Here is a 14,137-nt window from a genome sequence, read left to right as displayed (position 1 = left end):
CGAGCTGATCTGGCAAAACACATGGCAAACACGCCGGGATGTCGAGGTCGCGGTGTTCGAATACATCAACGGCTTCTACAACCCGCGCAGGCGCCATTCAGCATTGGATGGCAAATCACCCGTGGCGCTCGAAAAACTCGCCGCATAACATGAGTAACACACCGGAACAGAAACGGTGCAAGTCCAGTAAACGCTTCTCGCCATTGCTGATCTCCAATCTCATAAACACCTTATCTCGGTGTCCACGAAACAGGCAGCAGCTCAGACAGCTGCATGCTGGATGCGATCGCCCAAAGCGGTGGCCGCTACAAAGGCATCGCTGTCGTGGCGCATGATACATCGCTCGAACGGCTCGCCGATCTGAAACGACAGGGCATCGTGGGTGTGGCGTTCAATCTGCCGTTTTTCGAGGAGGGATATTACGCCGGCACAGAGCCGTTGCTGGAAAGGCTGCGCGCCTTGGATCTGTTCTTGCAGATACAGGTCGAAGCCGACGGGCTTTTGGGAATTTTGCCGATGCTCGAGGCGTCGGGCGTCCGCGGCCGGCACTCGGGAGGCAACAGCAGGGGTTTCAGGCCTTGTTGGATTTGGGGCGGCGCAAGCGGGCGGTCGTCAAATTGTCCGGCCACATCAAGTTTTCCGATCGTTCGCATCCCTTCGAGGATGTCTCGCCCTTTGTTGAGGCTTTGATCGACGCCTTTGGGCCAGACGGCTGTATCTGGGGATCCGACTGGCCGTTTCTGCGCGTGCCCGAGCGTGTGGATTATGGCCCGCTGCTGGATTTGTTCGGCGCTGCCGTGCCAGACCCTGCGATGCGCCGCAAAATCCTTTGGGATACGCCAAACCGCCTGTTCGGCTTTGATCAGGTCAGGGCGTGACGCTCCTGCGCCGGCGTCCGTCACACGCCGTCGGGCGTCATGGCATTCGGGCGCGCGCAGTCGCCTTCACCCTCGACCCTGATCCCTGCGCTGTCGACTAGAAGCGTCAACGGCTGCTTGATGCCGCGATACGCAATGTTCACGGCAAGGGTCTTGTGGCGATGCGACAGTGTGCTCAAGTCGGGCCCGCCCATTCAGGCGCGACCAAGCGCAACAGACTTTCGACAAACCCCGTCGCCTGTCGCGGCGTCGCCCTGCATCGCATCTTTCGGATAATTAGGATTATGATAATAATTTACAAGACCGCCCCACAGAGGGTGTGCCCCGCGCTCCGCAGGAGCGGGGGCGTTTTGGGATCGTGTCAAACGAAGCGGTTTACCCAGTTTTCCAGACGTTCCTGACGGCCCGAGACGGGCGCAGGGTTGGTTGCGTCCCTTAGCACTGCCGCGCTGATCGAGGCCAGATCGCTGTCGAGCATGGCGCGCGCCGCAGGCGTGTCCCAGCCTGCGTAGCGCGTGGCGCGCGCCGCTTCCAGACCGCCGTCTTCGTGCATTGCCAGCGCCGCTTTAAAGCCGCGCGCGCAGACGTCCATCGCGCCCGCATGGCCCAGCACCAGATCTTCGGCATCCAGCGACTGGCGGCGCACTTTGGAGTCGAAATTGGTGCCCCCGGTGCTAAATCCGCCCGCTTTGAGGACTTCATAATAGGCCAGCGCCACTTCGGGGACATTGTTGGGAAACTGGTCGGTGTCCCAGCCCGATTGATAGTCGTTGCGGTTCATATCGATGGACCCCAACATGCCCTCGGCCCCGGCGACGGCCAGCTCATGTTCAAATGAATGTCCCGCCAAAATAGCATGACCCTGTTCGAGGTTGAGTTTGACCTCTTTTTCCAGCCCGTATTTGCGCAGGAAGCCGATGCAGGTGGCAGCGTCGTAGTCATACTGGTGCTTGGAGGGTTCCTGGGGTTTGGGTTCGACCAAAATCGCACCTTTGAAGCCGATCTTGTGTTTGTAATCCACGACCATGTTCAAAAACCGGCCCATATGGTCCTGTTCCAGCTTCAAATCGGTGTTTAGCAGCGTCTCGTAGCCCTCGCGCCCGCCCCATAACACGTAGTTTTCTGCCCCCATCCGGTGGCTCGCATCCATGCAGGATTTCACGGTGGCAGCGGCAAAGGCAAAGACTTCGGGATCGGGATTGGTCGACGCCCCCGACATCCAGCGCCGATGCGAGAACATGTTGGCCGTGCCCCACAGACAGCGCGTTTTGCGGCTCTCCATCAGCCCCAGAATGTGATCGCTCATCTCGTCGAGCGTAGACAGGTTATCGGCAAAATTGCCCTGATCGGGGCGCAGGTCGGCGTCATGCCAGCAAAAGAACGGCACGCCCAGAATGTCGAACATCTCAAAGGCCAGATCGGCTTTCATCTTGGCCCGGCCCATGTCGTCTTGGGGATACCACGGCCGCTCGAAGGTCTGGCCACCAAAAGGATCGCCGCCCTCCCAGGCAAAACTATGCCACCACGCAACGGCAAACCGCAGATGGTCTTCCATGCGTTTGCCGGCGACCACCTCATCGGGATCGTAGTGGCGATAGGCAAAGGGATTGGGACTGTCGGGCCCCTCATAGGCCAGCTTGGGAATGTCTTTGAAAAAATCGCTCATGTGGCGGCTCCGGTCAGGGATACCCAGCGGGCATCGTTGGATGAGGAAGACAGGCAGGCGGCGATAAAGTCCATGCCGGCAAGCCCGTCGGTCAGGTCGGGCACATGCGCCTGCGCATCGGGCGACTGGCCGGATTTGGCGGCGCGGATCACGATTGCGGCCTCCGAATAGAGGGTCGCGAACGCTTCCAGATAGCCTTCGGGATGGCCTGCGGGCGTGCGCAGGTGCCGCGTCCCCGCTGCGGTGCCACCCGCGCCTGCGCGCGTCAGCGTCCGGGTCGGCGCACCGAAGGGGGTAAAGCGCAAGGTGTTGGGAACTTCCTGATCCCATTCCAACCCGCCTTGCGACCCGTAGACCCGCAGCCGTAGCGCGTTTTCATTGCCCACGGCGACCTGACTGGCCCACAGCATCCCCTTGGCCCCGTTGCCGTAGCGCAGCAGCACATGCACATTGTCATCCACCCGCCGCCCCTCGACGAAAGCGTCCAGATCGGCCGCGACCTGCGTGGCAGCCATCCCACTGACATAGCTTGCCAAATTATAGGCATGGGTGCCGATATCGCCGATGCAGCCCCCCGCCCCCGAGCGTGCCGGATCGGTGCGCCAAGCGGCCTGCTTGTTGTCGAGCGGTTCGCTCAGCCAGTCTTGGGCGTATTCGACCTGCACCAGACGGATATCGCCCAGATCACCGCGTGCTACCATCTCGCGCGCCTGGCGGATCAGAGGATAGGCGGTGTAATTATGGGTCAGAAAAAACTGTGCGCTGCTGGTCGCGGCAGCCTGCGCGATGGCCGCGGCGTCCTCGGGCGTTGCCGCCAGCGGCTTGTCGCAAATCACGTGGATTCCGGCCTTCAGAAAGGCAATCACCGGCGCGGCGTGCATGTGGTTGGGGGTGACCACGGCCACGGCGTCAATGCCGTCGGCGCGCGCCGCTTCGGCCTTGGCCATCTCGTGAAAATCGGTGTAGGCGCGATCCGGCGCGATGCCCAGATCGTTGGCAGAGGCCTGCGCGCGGGCGCTGTCCGAACTCAGCGCCCCTGCGACCAGATCCCACTGCCCGTCAAGGCGCGCGGCGATGCGGTGAACGCCGCCGATAAAGGCGCCCTGCCCGCCGCCGACCATTCCCAGTTTCAAACGTTGCATGTCGTCCTCCTCACGTATTCAGCCGCAGCCCCTCGCCCGCTCGGGCAAAGAGATGCAGGTTTTCCGGCGCGATGCTGACCGCAATCCGCGCGCCATCGGCGACCCGCACAGGGGCTGCGATCATCAGTTCGGGCGTGGTGTCACTGACCACATAGGACGCCGCCCCCGTGCGCTCGACCATCCCCACAGGCAGGTCGAGCCGGTTGATGTCGCGCCCCGCCCCGACTTCCAGATGTTCGGGGCGCAGGCCCACACAGACCGGCTCGCCCGCGGGGCGTTGCCCTGCAAAGCGCAGCACCGGCGCACCCGCCAGATCAAGCTGAACCGAACGGCCGTCGCCGGCGACAACGCCGTCGACAAAGTTCATCGCCGGCGAGCCGATAAACCCCGCCACAAAGCGGTTGGCGGGGCGGTCGTAGAGGTCAAGGGGCGCGCCCTGTTGTTCGATGCGCCCCGCGCGCAGCACCACCACGTGATCGGCCATGGTCATGGCTTCGATCTGATCGTGGGTCACGTAGACGGAGGTCGCGCCAAGACGGTTGTGCAGCTTGCGGATTTCGGCCCGCATATGAACGCGCAGCGCAGCGTCCAAATTCGACAGGGGTTCGTCAAAGAGGAACGCTTTGGGGTCGCGGATGATCGCGCGGCCCATCGCGACGCGCTGGCGCTGCCCGCCCGACAGTTCACGCGGATAGCGGTCCAGCAACCCGTCAAGGCCGGTGATGCGGGCGATTTCCTCCACGGCTGTGTCAATTTCGCCCGCCTTGCGCCGCTTGAGCCGCAGCGAATAGGTCAGGTTCTTGCGCACGGTCATATGGGGGTACAACGCGTAGGATTGAAACACCATCGCCAGATCGCGTTCGCGCGGCGCCAGCGTGCTGACATCGCGCCCTGCGATTTCAATCCGCCCGTCGCTGATCCCTTCCAGCCCCGCAATCGTGCGCAAAAGCGTGGATTTCCCGCAGCCCGACGGGCCGACAAGGGCGACAAACTGCCCTTGGGGAATTTGCAGGCTGACATCGCGCAGCGCATGATACGCCCCGTAGTATTTGTTGATCTGGTCAAGCTCGATCTGGAAAGTCATTTGAGCGCTCCTGAGGTCAAGCCGCTGACGATCTGGCGTTGCAGCAAGACAAAAACGATGAGAATGGGGGTGACGTAGATGGCCGAATAGGTCATCACGCCTGCCCAATCGGAACTGTTGGGTCCCATGAAAGATTGCAGCCCCACGGTCGCCGGTTGCAGCGCACGCTCGGAAATCAGCGAGCGCGAATAGACGTATTCCCCGAAGGATTGCAGGAAAATCAGCACGGATGTCACAAGGATGCCGTTGCGCGCCAAGGGCACGATGATCGATGTAAACGCCCCGATCCGGCTGTTGCCATCCACCAATGCGGCCTCTTCCAACTCGCGCGGGACCTGTAAAAAGGTGGCGCGCACAAGCACGATGTAGAGCGGCATGACCTTGGCGGCCTGTGCCAGAACCACCGACAGGCGTGGGTATTCCAACAGCCCCATCTGGTTGAAGGCCACAAAGATCGGCGTGATCATCAATGACGAGGGCAGGACCTGCATCATCAACACGCCAAACAAAACCCCGTCCATCCAGCGGTTGCGAATGCGCGCCAGCACATAGGCGCAGCCGGTGCCAAGCAAGGCGACGATCAGCGTCACACCGCCCGCAATCAACAGGGAGTTGCGCAGATAGACATCCATGCGCAACCGCGTCCAGACCTCGACGATCTGTACCTGCGGGTCGCGCGGCCAGAAGGTCGGCGGATTGGCAAAGATCTCCGTGCCGGTTTTGAGCGCGGTAATATACATCCAGTAGACCGGAAACAGGTAGATCGACAGGATGACAACGGCGAGGGCCAAAAGGCCATATTTGCGGGCCATGATCAGCTCTCCTGTTCGTAGCGCGTCGAGCGCACATAGACAAAGGCGACCGCAATCACAAAGCCGATCATCAGCACCGAAATCACCGAGCCAAGCCCGATTTCATAGTTCTGGAACGCCAGCTGCCACGACCAGTATTGAAACACGTTCGAAGAATTGGCCGGGCCGCCCTGGGTGAGGGCCGCGAACAGGTCGAATTGTTGCAGCGTGAAAATGACGCCCAGCGAAATGACCGCGCCAAGCTGGGCGCGCATCATCGGCAGGGTGATGGTGAAAAACCGCTGGATGCGCGTTGCGCCATCCATTTCGGCCGCCTCGTAGACATCTTCGGGAATGCCCGCGAGGCCGACCGACAGCAGGATCATGTTGAAGGGCACGCCAAGCCAGATATTGGCAAAAATAATGGAATAGAGCGCCACATCAGGATCCGAGAGCCAGAAAATATTGGCGCGGATCAGGCCCAGCTCGCTCAGCACATGGTTGAGCACGCCGAAATCCCCCGCCAGAACCCAGCTCCAGACCGCGCCAACCACCAGCGCGGGCATGATCCAACCGGCCAGAAACAGACCGCGCAGCCAGGTGTTGAACGGAAAATCCAGCTGGAAAAACATCGCGATGGCAAAGCCGAGGCTCAGCTGCGCTATCACGGAAATGCCGACGAATTTCACCGTGTTCCACAGGATCGGTAACAGTTCGGGGCGCGACAGGATTTCGCGGTAATTGTCCCAGCCCACGAAGGGGCGATCAAAGGAGGTAAGCGAAAACAGGTCCACATCCTGAAACGACATCAACAGGTTATAGGCCAGTGGGAAGGCGGAGAAGACCACAAGGTATCCCAGCGCGATCCCGACAAGCAGGGTGTCAAACCCGACGCCGTCGCGAAATGTGTTGGTGAATTTTAGCATGAGGGGCATGTCCCTTTGGCGAAATGATGTGTGGCAGGCCGTGTTGGTCAGGCACGGCCTGCCACGACTGCGCGCGTGCCCTGTGACGGGCCCGTCGCAGAGGTCAAATGGCAAGGCGGCGCGTGATGATCAGGCGCCGCCCGCGCGTCACTTTACAACTTTGTCGATTTGCGACTGCGCGCGCGCCAAAGCGTCCTCGGGGCTGGCCTGCCCTGTCAGCGACGACTGGATCGCGCCCTGAATGGCCTTGGAAATCTGCGGCCATTCGGGACTTGGCCCACGGTTGCGCGCAAACTGCATGCTTTCCTCGAATGTCGCGTAAATCTCGGGGAACTTGGGATCGACCACCTCGACGTCAGCCGCCGGAAGATAGCCAAACTCGTTCCAGACGCGATCCATCTGCGAATAGAGATACTCAAGGAACGCAAAAGAGGCCTCGGGTGCATCGGTGCTGGCCAGGATCACATTGTCCCCTTCGCCAAGAGCCGAGGCACGGGTGTCCCCGCCTGCGGGCATCGGCAAGGGCGTTGCGCGCACGTCAAACTCGACCTCGGACATCATGCGCGGCAATTCCCAAGGACCCGAAATCACCATCGCCGCAGAGCCTGCGTTGAATGTGCCGGTGCTGTCCCACTGGCTGCGGATCAGCGTGTCGCGAGAGGCGATGCCTTCGTCGATGAACTGTTTCCACAGGCTTAGCGCCTCTGCCGCGCCTGCGGTGTTCACATTGTCAAAATCGCCGCCCGCCATCTGCAACCACGGCAGGAACTGAAACGTCCCCTCCTCGGTTGCAACAGCGGAAAACGCGAGCCCGTAGACATTGTCGTCGGGCCGCGTCAGCGTCTTGGCCGCCTCATAGAGTTCGTCCCACGTTGCAGGCGGCTGGTCGGGATCAAGACCCGCTGCGGTGAACATATCGGCGTTGTAATACAGCGCGATGGTGTTGGCGCCGCGCGGCAGGCCATAGATGCCGCCCTCATAGCTGACCGAGGCCAGCGGACCGGGGAAAATGTCGTCAGCATGCACCACATCGGAAGCCTCGATGTAGGGCGTGAGGTCCATCAACAACCCCCGCGAGGCAAACAGCGCCACTTCGGGGTTGTCGATATAGGTGATATCGGGCGCATCACCCGTGGCCACCGCACGGGCCAGATCATTGACCATATCGCGCAATTGCACGGTGCGGACGTTGATCTTCACCTCCGGGTGCAGGGCCATATATTCCTCGGCCAGCACGTAGTGATATTCGCCCGGATCGTCGATCGTCCACAAATCCAGCTCGGTTTGTTGCGCGGATGCCGCCGTGGCCAAGGCCACGCCTCCTACGGTCAAAACGCCCAGAAATTTCATGTCCATGAGGTCTCCTCCCTAAAAACTCGGATATGATTTATGTTCGTGTGGGGATCACAAAAGCGACGGATCCCCGCCCTCGTAAGCCCCTTCACCCGGCACGAATGTGCCGCCGCGGCAGGACTTGAGATACTTCAGCGCGTGCATCTGGCCGGTCATTTCCAGCGCATCACGGTAGACCGGATCGTGCCAGCCTTCGATATCAATCGCGCCCTCGTAGCCCGCAAGACGCAGCTCGGTGATGACATCCGTCCAGTTGGTATCGCCAAATCCGGGCGTGCGCATGAACACATGGGGCAGTTTGCCGAAAATCCCGTGTTCGCGGATCACATCGTGGCGGATGGTGGCATCCTTGCCGTGGACGTGGAAAATCTTGTCGGCCCATTTGCGGATCTGGGGCAGCGGGTCGATCAGGTAAACCATCTGGTGGCACGGTTCCCATTCCAGCCCGATGTTGTCGTCGGGCGTCTCGTTAAAGATCAACTCCCACGCATCGGGGTTGTGGGCGATATTCCAGTCGCCCGTCTGCCAGTTTCCGTCCATCGCGCAGTTTTCAAAGGCAATTTTGATGCCCTTATCGGCAGCGCGCTTGGCCAGTTCCGACCAGACCTCGCGGTAGCGCCCAAGGCTGTCTTCAATCGGCTTGCCACGCACACGCCCTGTAAACCCCGCAATGCAGGTCGCGCCGAAATGGTGGGCATTGTCGATGCAATCCTTCCAGCCCTGCAATGTGTCGCGGTCCAGCGCCTCGTCTTCCAGCGGATTGCCAAACATGCCCAGCGTCGACATCGTGATGTCACGCCCGCCAATGGCATCCACGCAGCGCTTGCCCAATTCGGCCAGATCCTGCCCGTTGGTGGTCTGCCAAAAGAACGGCTCGAAGCTTTCGAACCCCATATCCGCGATTTCGCCAATGCGCGTGGCGGCCTGACCGCCAGAGGCCGCAACCATCGTGCCGATGCGGATGGATTTTGCCGGATTGCTCATGTGAATGTCCTTTCAAACAGAAATGTCGATGAAGCGGCCCTGCTCGGCGCTATCGATAGCGGCGAAGGTCATGGCAAGGCTGCGGATATTGTCGCGCGCGTCGGTCAGCGGCGACCGCCCCGTCCTGCGCGCCTCGAGGAAATCGGCGATGACACCTGCGTGGCCCTCATGGGCAAGCGGTGCAATTTGGGGGACCTCCAGCGGGGTCTGGGTGCTAAGCAAACCGTCACGCCCCTGCGGGACTTCGGCCTGAAACCCGTCGTTTCCGTCCCATAAAAGCGTGCCTTTGGACCCGACAATCCGCCAGCTCGCTTCCCAGCTGGTGGGCAGGCCCTCGGCACACCACGAGCCGCGATAGCTCATCGTCACGCCGTTTTCGCAGGCGAAAAGCACCGCTGCGCTGGCGCCATGGGCATACCATGAATGCGCCGGATTGCTTTCCAGACAGACCGCGCGCGCAGGCTCGACGCCAGCGACAAAGCGCGCGGCGTCAAAGGTGTGGATCGCCATATCATGCAGCAAGACATGCTCCATTTCCTCGCGAAACCCGCCAAAATGCGGCGCGATGAAAAAGTCGCAATGCACCTCGGCGACCGTGCCAATCGCTCCGCTGTCCAAAAAGGCTTTGGCGCGGCGGATTCCCGTCAAATGGCGACGGTTCTGCACGACGCCGTGCAGGCGGGCGGATCGGTCGCGTGCGGCGGCCAGATCGCGCGCTTCGCCCAGCGTATTGCCCAGCGGCTTTTCCGAAAGCACGTCGCATCCCGCGGCAAAGGCGGTGGTGACAACTGACCGCCGTGCGGCCGGCACGACGATGTCAAACACAACATCCGGTTCCAGCGCGGCCAGCATCGCCCCGAGGTCTGCGCCCGCGGCAGCATCGGGAAAACCCGAGGTGTCAGCGCGATGCCGCGCGAGGGTCTCGTCAAGATCGACAAAGCCGATCACATCGACTGTCGGCGCGGTCGCGTTGAGCGTCTGGATGGCGCGCAGCCAGCCTTCAGACATTGCTCCGCAGCCCACCAGAACGGCGGTTTGCACGGCATGTGACATTAAATTTCTCCTCTTCGGGGGCTGTCCTCCTCGACGCCGCCCGACCTCCGTAAACGTTTACGATACCTAGCGCCGCGCCCCACAATGTGTCAAACACTTTCTGGAAACGTTTACGGAGATGCCGCCGCGTGAATATCAAAGACCTCGCTCAACACCTTGGTTTGTCTATCGGAACCGTGTCTCGCGCGCTGAACGCAAAGCCGGATGTGAACCCGAAAACCCGCCAACGGGTGCTCGATGCGGCGGTTGAACTGGGCTATAGCGCCAATACATCGGGGCGTTCACTGCGGCGCGGATCGACGCAAACGGTGGCCTTCGTCCTTGAAACGGGTCAGGCCGATGTGCGCGGCGGTGACAATTTCTTCATGCGCATCATCGACGCCATGCAGGATGCGCTATCCGCGCAGGGCTACGATTTGATCATTCTTCCGTCCAATTCCGCAAGCGATCCCACGGAATTCATCAAACGCACCATCGCGCGGGGCATCGCGGATGCGATCATCGTCACGGCCACCCGCGCGCAGGATAGCCGGATCGAATTGCTGCTCAAAAGCCACATGCCGTTTCTCGCCTTTGGCCGCTCGCAAATCGCGGGGGATTACGCGTGGATCGATCTCGACTTCGAGGGGTTTTTGCGCCAGTCCATGCAACAGCTCGTCGCCCTCGGGCATCGGCGTATCGCTGTCACTGCGCCGCCCAGTACGTCCAACATCGGCGTGCTGTTGCACGAAACCTACGCGGCGACCTGTGCACAACTCGGCCTTGATCACGACCCCTCGCTGGTGATTCCCGCCGAGCACAGCGAATTTGGCGGCAGCGCTGTCACCCAAAGCATTCTGGCGATGGATGATCCGGTCACGGCTTTGATCTTGAACTATGAAATGATGGCTTTTGGCGCCTATAGCGCCCTGCGCGATGCCGGTCTTTCTCCCGGAAAAGATCTGTCCATCGTCACCCTGCGCCGCTCCAAACAGTTGCGGTTTCTCGAGCCTGCCGTCACCGCCTGCGCGATAGACCTTGAAGGACTCGGCACGCAAATCGCGCGCGAAACCCTGCGCGTCATTCGTGGCGAAAGCCCCAATGCCGCGCTAGTCTGGCCCGCCAAGTTGGTGGTGAGCGACAGCATTCAAGCGCCCCCTGCGCGCGCCTGAACAGCTCTCTCCTCAGGGGCGAATGGCCTCCGCCTCAAGATATGTTCCGGCTTGCAAACAGGCATGGACGAAGGCCTTTGCCGCGCCGATTGCCGCCTTCAGGTCACGCCCCTGCGCGAGGTTGCACGCGATCGCCGTCGCCAGCGCACAGCCTGTGCCGCGCAGCTCTGCGCGCAGTCTGGGGCTTTGAAACACATGCTGCTGTGTGGCGGTTTTCAGCATATCGCAAGACATCGGGCCGGTGCCATGCCCGCCCTTGATCAAAACCGCGCGCGCGCCTTTGGACAGGATCACCTCGGCCACGGACACCACTTGCGCCGGGGTTTGCGGCAGCGGTCGCTGCGCAAGCATCGCCGCCTCTTGCAGATTGGGCGTCACCAAAGCGGCACGCGCGAGCAGCGGCCAAGGGGGCGGTCCCGATAAAAGGCCCCCGCCCGAACTGGTTTTCAAAACCGGATCAAACACCACCGCCGCGCCCTGCCCCGCAAGCGCCTCGTGGACGGCGGCGGCGTTGTCGTGGGTGCCGAGCGCCCCGATCTTGACCGCGCCGACAGGCCCGCAGGCCAAAGCCGCTGCGATCTGCTGGCCGACACTATCGGCAGGCATCGGCCAGGCGGCGTGCAAACGGCTGTTGGTTTGCGCCGTGACCACGCTCACGACGGGGGCAACCGCGATGCCATGCGCCTGTGCAACCCACGCATCGCGCGTCAGCCCCGCCCCGCCGCTGCTGTCCGTTCCGCCGATGATCAACAGGCGCGTCATCCGCAGGTCACCGCGGCCATCAAAGCGATGGCGTGAAACCCGCGCGCCTCAAGAATACCGGCCGCCTGCCACGCGCGCTGTCCGGACCGGCAACACAGAACAATGCGGCGGTCGGGGTGCGCTGGCAGGGTGGCCAGCTGATCCACCACCTGGTCTGCCACCCCGGCTGCGTCCAGTCGCAGCGCCTGTGCCACGATGGGCTGTGGGGCTTCGTCCACGCCGCGCAGCTCCACCACCAGATCCTCGGGGCGCAGGCTTTGGGGCGAGACGAACGGCCAGAAGCGCTCGGGTTCGCGACTGTCTTGAAAATCGAACCCGCCAAAGCGCATCTGCGCCAGATCGGCGGTGATCATCTGCCCCAGACCCGAGGGCCGATGCCCCAACAGCACCCGCAAGGCCATCTGCGCCTGCAATGCGCCAAACATCCCCACGACCGGACCAAGGACACCGGCGCTGGCACAGGTTGCCCCCGAGGTTGGCAGGTCTGCAAACACCGCCCGCAGCGACGGGGCACCCGCGCAAAACCCGCCAATGTAGCCGGTTTGCCCCAAAACACTGGCACAAATCAGCGGCGTGGCCGTGCTGCGGCAGGCGTCCGACAAAATGTAGGAGACGGCGAAACTATCCGCCGCGTCGATCACCACATCCGCGTCGCGCGCGACGTCGCAGGCGCTATCGGGCGACAGCGGCACCGCGCAGGCGCGCAGATCGATCTCGGGGTTGAAGGCGCGCACAAAGGCGGCAGCGGCCTGTGCCTTTGGCTTGCCCAGATCGGACATGCGGTACAGGGTCTGGCGGTGCAGGTTGCTGACATCGACGATGTCGGGATCGAAGACCGTGATCCGCCCCACACCCGCCCCCGCCAGGTAGTGCAGCGCGGGACAGCCAAGCCCGCCCAGACCGACGATCACCGCATGGGCGCCCGACAGCCGCGCCTGCCCTGCGCTGCCAACCTCTGGCACTCGCATCTGGCGTGCATAGCGGGTCATCGGGCACAGACCTCTTGCCACAGGCGCAGACGCGCGGCGGGATCGCTGGCCTGTTGCAGGTCGCTCACGACCGCAAGGCTATCGGCCCCTGCGCCAAACACGCCGGCCGCGCGCTCGGGCGTCAGCCCGCCGATGGCCACAAGCGGCACCTCCGGGGCGCGCCGTTTCCAGTCGGCAAGGCGATCAAGCCCCTGCGGCGCCCATTTCATCTTTTTGAGGCGGGTGGGGTAGACGGGGCCCAGAGCGACATAGGCCGGATGCAGCGCCAGCGCACGCTCCAGTTCGGCGGTGTCGTGGGTAGACAGCCCAAAGCGCAGACCCGCGCGGCGCAGCGCGGGGAAATCGGCGGTTTCCATATCCTCCTGCCCCAGGTGCACAAAGTCGCAGTCCAACTCGAGCGCCAGTTGCCAATGGTCATTGACCACCAATTGCGCGCCATGCGCGGCACAGATATCGCGGGCACGGGCAATCTGGCGGCGCAGATCCTCGGGGGGAACATCCTTGAGGCGAAGCTGCACCAGCTTTGCGCCGCGCGGGACCAGAACGGCCAGAAGATCGACATGGCCCACGATCGGATAGAAACGCTCCATCACATCAACTCCGCCAATCCCAGAACCGGCGTCGAGGGCACGGCCATATCGCGCCGCTCCATCGGGTCGGCCAGAAAGCCCGCGCGTCCGGCCTGCACCGCAAGCGCCATGGCCCGCGCCATGGCGACCGGATCGCCGGCATTTGCCACGGCGCTGTTCAACAGCACCCCGTCCATGCCCAGCTCCATCGCTGCTGCCGCATCCGAGGGGCGCCCCAGTCCGGCATCCACGATCAGCGGGACGCCCGCAAAATGCGCGCGCATCGTGCGCAGGGCATCGGGGTTGCGCAGGCCTTGCCCCGATCCGATCGGCGCGCCCCAGGGCATCAGCACCTCACATCCCGCCGCGAGCAGCTTTTCGCCCACGACCAGATCGTCCGTGGTGTAGGGAAATACCTGAAACCCGTCAGCGGCAAGGATGCCTGCCGCCTCGACCAGGCCAAAGACATCCGGTTGCAGGCTGTCGGCATGACCGATCACCTCGAGTTTGATCCAATCGGTCTCAAAGACCTCGCGCGCCATCCGTGCGGTCGTCACGGCCTCCTGCACGCTGTGACAGCCTGCGGTGTTGGGCAGAACCCGCGCGCCCGTCTGGCGCAGCATGTCCCAAAATCCCGCCCCCGTCCCATCGGCTGTTTCACGCCGCAACGAAACGGTGACAACCGCGCAGCCGCTGGCGCGGATTGCGCCCGTCAAATGCGCCAAAGACGGGTATTGCGCCGTGCCCAGCATCAGGTTCGAGTGAAGCTCGATGTCGTAAACCTTCATG

At 62.5% G+C, this 14,137-nt stretch carries 16 protein-coding genes and 1 pseudogene; 4 read left to right on the top strand and 13 right to left on the bottom strand.

The genetic code is table 11. The annotated features are described in order from the left end of the window. The 3 genes from AQS8620_RS14640 to AQS8620_RS17090 all read left to right on the top strand — a co-directional run. Positions 1 to 148: IS3 family transposase (locus AQS8620_RS14640; protein WP_143267539.1), on the top strand; the 148-nt coding region annotated here is incomplete at its 5' end. A 125-nt stretch (positions 149 to 273) separates the two neighbouring features. After that, a complete protein-coding gene (locus tag AQS8620_RS17160) occupies positions 274 to 690 on the top strand; it encodes an amidohydrolase family protein (protein ID WP_200809640.1) in 417 nt (138 codons plus the stop codon). Next, entirely contained in the window at positions 579 to 878 is a 300-nt protein-coding gene (locus AQS8620_RS17090) for an amidohydrolase family protein (RefSeq protein WP_159453258.1), read from the top strand. Before AQS8620_RS17160 ends, AQS8620_RS17090 begins: the two co-directional genes overlap by 112 nt. A 59-nt stretch (positions 879 to 937) precedes the next feature. On the opposite strand, the pseudogene AQS8620_RS14630 reads toward AQS8620_RS17090, so the two are convergent. The 9 genes and pseudogenes from AQS8620_RS14630 to AQS8620_RS14590 form a co-directional block, all read right to left on the bottom strand. Next, positions 938 to 1,122 (bottom strand): annotated as a pseudogene (locus AQS8620_RS14630) (transposase); the annotation flags it as partial. Between the two features lie 117 nt (positions 1,123 to 1,239). Further along, positions 1,240 to 2,544: a xylose isomerase gene (gene xylA, locus AQS8620_RS14625; RefSeq protein WP_085837756.1), complete on the bottom strand. Its 1,305-nt coding sequence runs from the start codon at positions 2,542 to 2,544 to the stop codon at positions 1,240 to 1,242. Next, a complete protein-coding gene (locus AQS8620_RS14620) occupies positions 2,541 to 3,686 on the bottom strand; it encodes a Gfo/Idh/MocA family protein (protein ID WP_085837755.1) in 1,146 nt (381 codons plus the stop codon). The genes xylA and AQS8620_RS14620 overlap by 4 nt, the downstream gene beginning before the upstream one ends. Before the next feature lie 10 nt (positions 3,687 to 3,696). After that, positions 3,697 to 4,770 carry an ABC transporter ATP-binding protein gene (locus tag AQS8620_RS14615; RefSeq protein WP_085837754.1) on the bottom strand — a complete coding sequence of 358 codons (1,074 nt, stop codon included), beginning with the start codon at positions 4,768 to 4,770 and terminating at the stop codon, positions 3,697 to 3,699. Continuing rightward, positions 4,767 to 5,582, bottom strand: a complete 816-nt coding sequence (locus tag AQS8620_RS14610) for a carbohydrate ABC transporter permease (protein WP_085837753.1) — start codon at positions 5,580 to 5,582, stop codon at positions 4,767 to 4,769. Before AQS8620_RS14610 ends, AQS8620_RS14615 begins: the two co-directional genes overlap by 4 nt. A gap of 2 nt (positions 5,583 to 5,584) precedes the next feature. Further along, positions 5,585 to 6,487, bottom strand: coding sequence for a carbohydrate ABC transporter permease (locus tag AQS8620_RS14605; protein ID WP_085837772.1), 903 nt, complete (start codon positions 6,485 to 6,487; stop codon positions 5,585 to 5,587). 147 nt (positions 6,488 to 6,634) lie between these two features. Then, entirely contained in the window at positions 6,635 to 7,843 is a 1,209-nt protein-coding gene (locus AQS8620_RS14600; protein WP_143267538.1) for an ABC transporter substrate-binding protein, read from the bottom strand. A 48-nt stretch (positions 7,844 to 7,891) separates the two neighbouring features. Further along, on the bottom strand, positions 7,892 to 8,824 hold the full coding sequence (locus AQS8620_RS14595; RefSeq protein WP_085837752.1) for a sugar phosphate isomerase/epimerase family protein: 933 nt from the start codon (positions 8,822 to 8,824) through the stop codon (positions 7,892 to 7,894). Between the two features lie 12 nt (positions 8,825 to 8,836). Next, on the bottom strand, positions 8,837 to 9,877 hold the full coding sequence (locus tag AQS8620_RS14590) for a Gfo/Idh/MocA family protein (RefSeq protein ID WP_085837751.1): 1,041 nt from the start codon (positions 9,875 to 9,877) through the stop codon (positions 8,837 to 8,839). Positions 9,878 to 10,005: 128 nt separating this feature from the next. Here AQS8620_RS14590 and AQS8620_RS14585 point away from each other — a divergent pair, with 128 nt between their 5' ends. Continuing rightward, positions 10,006 to 11,028, top strand: a complete 1,023-nt coding sequence (locus AQS8620_RS14585; RefSeq protein ID WP_085837750.1) for a LacI family DNA-binding transcriptional regulator — start codon at positions 10,006 to 10,008, stop codon at positions 11,026 to 11,028. Between the two features lie 12 nt (positions 11,029 to 11,040). On the opposite strand, the gene thiD is transcribed toward AQS8620_RS14585, so the two are convergent. From thiD to AQS8620_RS14565, 4 genes are read right to left on the bottom strand one after another with little or no spacing between them, the layout of a single operon-like run. Beyond that, a complete protein-coding gene (gene thiD / locus AQS8620_RS14580; protein WP_085837749.1) occupies positions 11,041 to 11,790 on the bottom strand; it encodes a bifunctional hydroxymethylpyrimidine kinase/phosphomethylpyrimidine kinase in 750 nt (249 codons plus the stop codon). Beyond that, positions 11,787 to 12,779 (bottom strand): HesA/MoeB/ThiF family protein, encoded by a 993-nt coding sequence (locus AQS8620_RS14575; RefSeq protein WP_085837748.1) that lies wholly within the window; start codon positions 12,777 to 12,779, stop codon positions 11,787 to 11,789. The genes thiD and AQS8620_RS14575 overlap by 4 nt, the downstream gene beginning before the upstream one ends. After that, positions 12,776 to 13,369: a thiamine phosphate synthase gene (locus tag AQS8620_RS14570; protein ID WP_085837747.1), complete on the bottom strand. Its 594-nt coding sequence runs from the start codon at positions 13,367 to 13,369 to the stop codon at positions 12,776 to 12,778. The genes AQS8620_RS14575 and AQS8620_RS14570 overlap by 4 nt, the downstream gene beginning before the upstream one ends. Continuing rightward, complete coding sequence (locus tag AQS8620_RS14565) at positions 13,369 to 14,136, bottom strand: thiazole synthase (RefSeq protein WP_085837746.1); 768 nt, start codon at positions 14,134 to 14,136, stop codon at positions 13,369 to 13,371. Before AQS8620_RS14565 ends, AQS8620_RS14570 begins: the two co-directional genes overlap by 1 nt. Position 14,137: the final 1 nt, after the last annotated feature.

The organism is Aquimixticola soesokkakensis, from assembly GCF_900172375.1.
GTDB lineage: Bacteria > Pseudomonadota > Alphaproteobacteria > Rhodobacterales > Rhodobacteraceae > Aquimixticola > Aquimixticola soesokkakensis.
The sequence above is the reverse complement of the archived record's forward strand: the minus strand, read 5'-3'. Positions and strand labels throughout refer to the sequence as shown.

Coding starts and splice junctions, on each gene's coding strand:
- AQS8620_RS17160 (WP_200809640.1), top strand. CDS start 274: ATGCTGGATGCGATCGCCCAAAGCGGTGGCCGCTACAAAGGCATCGCT.
- xylA (WP_085837756.1), bottom strand. CDS start 2,544: ATGAGCGATTTTTTCAAAGACATTCCCAAGCTGGCCTATGAGGGGCCC.
- AQS8620_RS14620 (WP_085837755.1), bottom strand. CDS start 3,686: ATGCAACGTTTGAAACTGGGAATGGTCGGCGGCGGGCAGGGCGCCTTT.
- AQS8620_RS14615 (WP_085837754.1), bottom strand. CDS start 4,770: ATGACTTTCCAGATCGAGCTTGACCAGATCAACAAATACTACGGGGCG.
- AQS8620_RS14610 (WP_085837753.1), bottom strand. CDS start 5,582: ATGGCCCGCAAATATGGCCTTTTGGCCCTCGCCGTTGTCATCCTGTCG.
- AQS8620_RS14605 (WP_085837772.1), bottom strand. CDS start 6,487: ATGCTAAAATTCACCAACACATTTCGCGACGGCGTCGGGTTTGACACC.
- AQS8620_RS14600 (WP_143267538.1), bottom strand. CDS start 7,843: ATGGACATGAAATTTCTGGGCGTTTTGACCGTAGGAGGCGTGGCCTTG.
- AQS8620_RS14595 (WP_085837752.1), bottom strand. CDS start 8,824: ATGAGCAATCCGGCAAAATCCATCCGCATCGGCACGATGGTTGCGGCC.
- AQS8620_RS14590 (WP_085837751.1), bottom strand. CDS start 9,877: ATGTCACATGCCGTGCAAACCGCCGTTCTGGTGGGCTGCGGAGCAATG.
- thiD (WP_085837749.1), bottom strand. CDS start 11,790: ATGACGCGCCTGTTGATCATCGGCGGAACGGACAGCAGCGGCGGGGCG.
- AQS8620_RS14575 (WP_085837748.1), bottom strand. CDS start 12,779: ATGACCCGCTATGCACGCCAGATGCGAGTGCCAGAGGTTGGCAGCGCA.
- AQS8620_RS14570 (WP_085837747.1), bottom strand. CDS start 13,369: ATGGAGCGTTTCTATCCGATCGTGGGCCATGTCGATCTTCTGGCCGTT.
- AQS8620_RS14565 (WP_085837746.1), bottom strand. CDS start 14,136: ATGAAGGTTTACGACATCGAGCTTCACTCGAACCTGATGCTGGGCACG.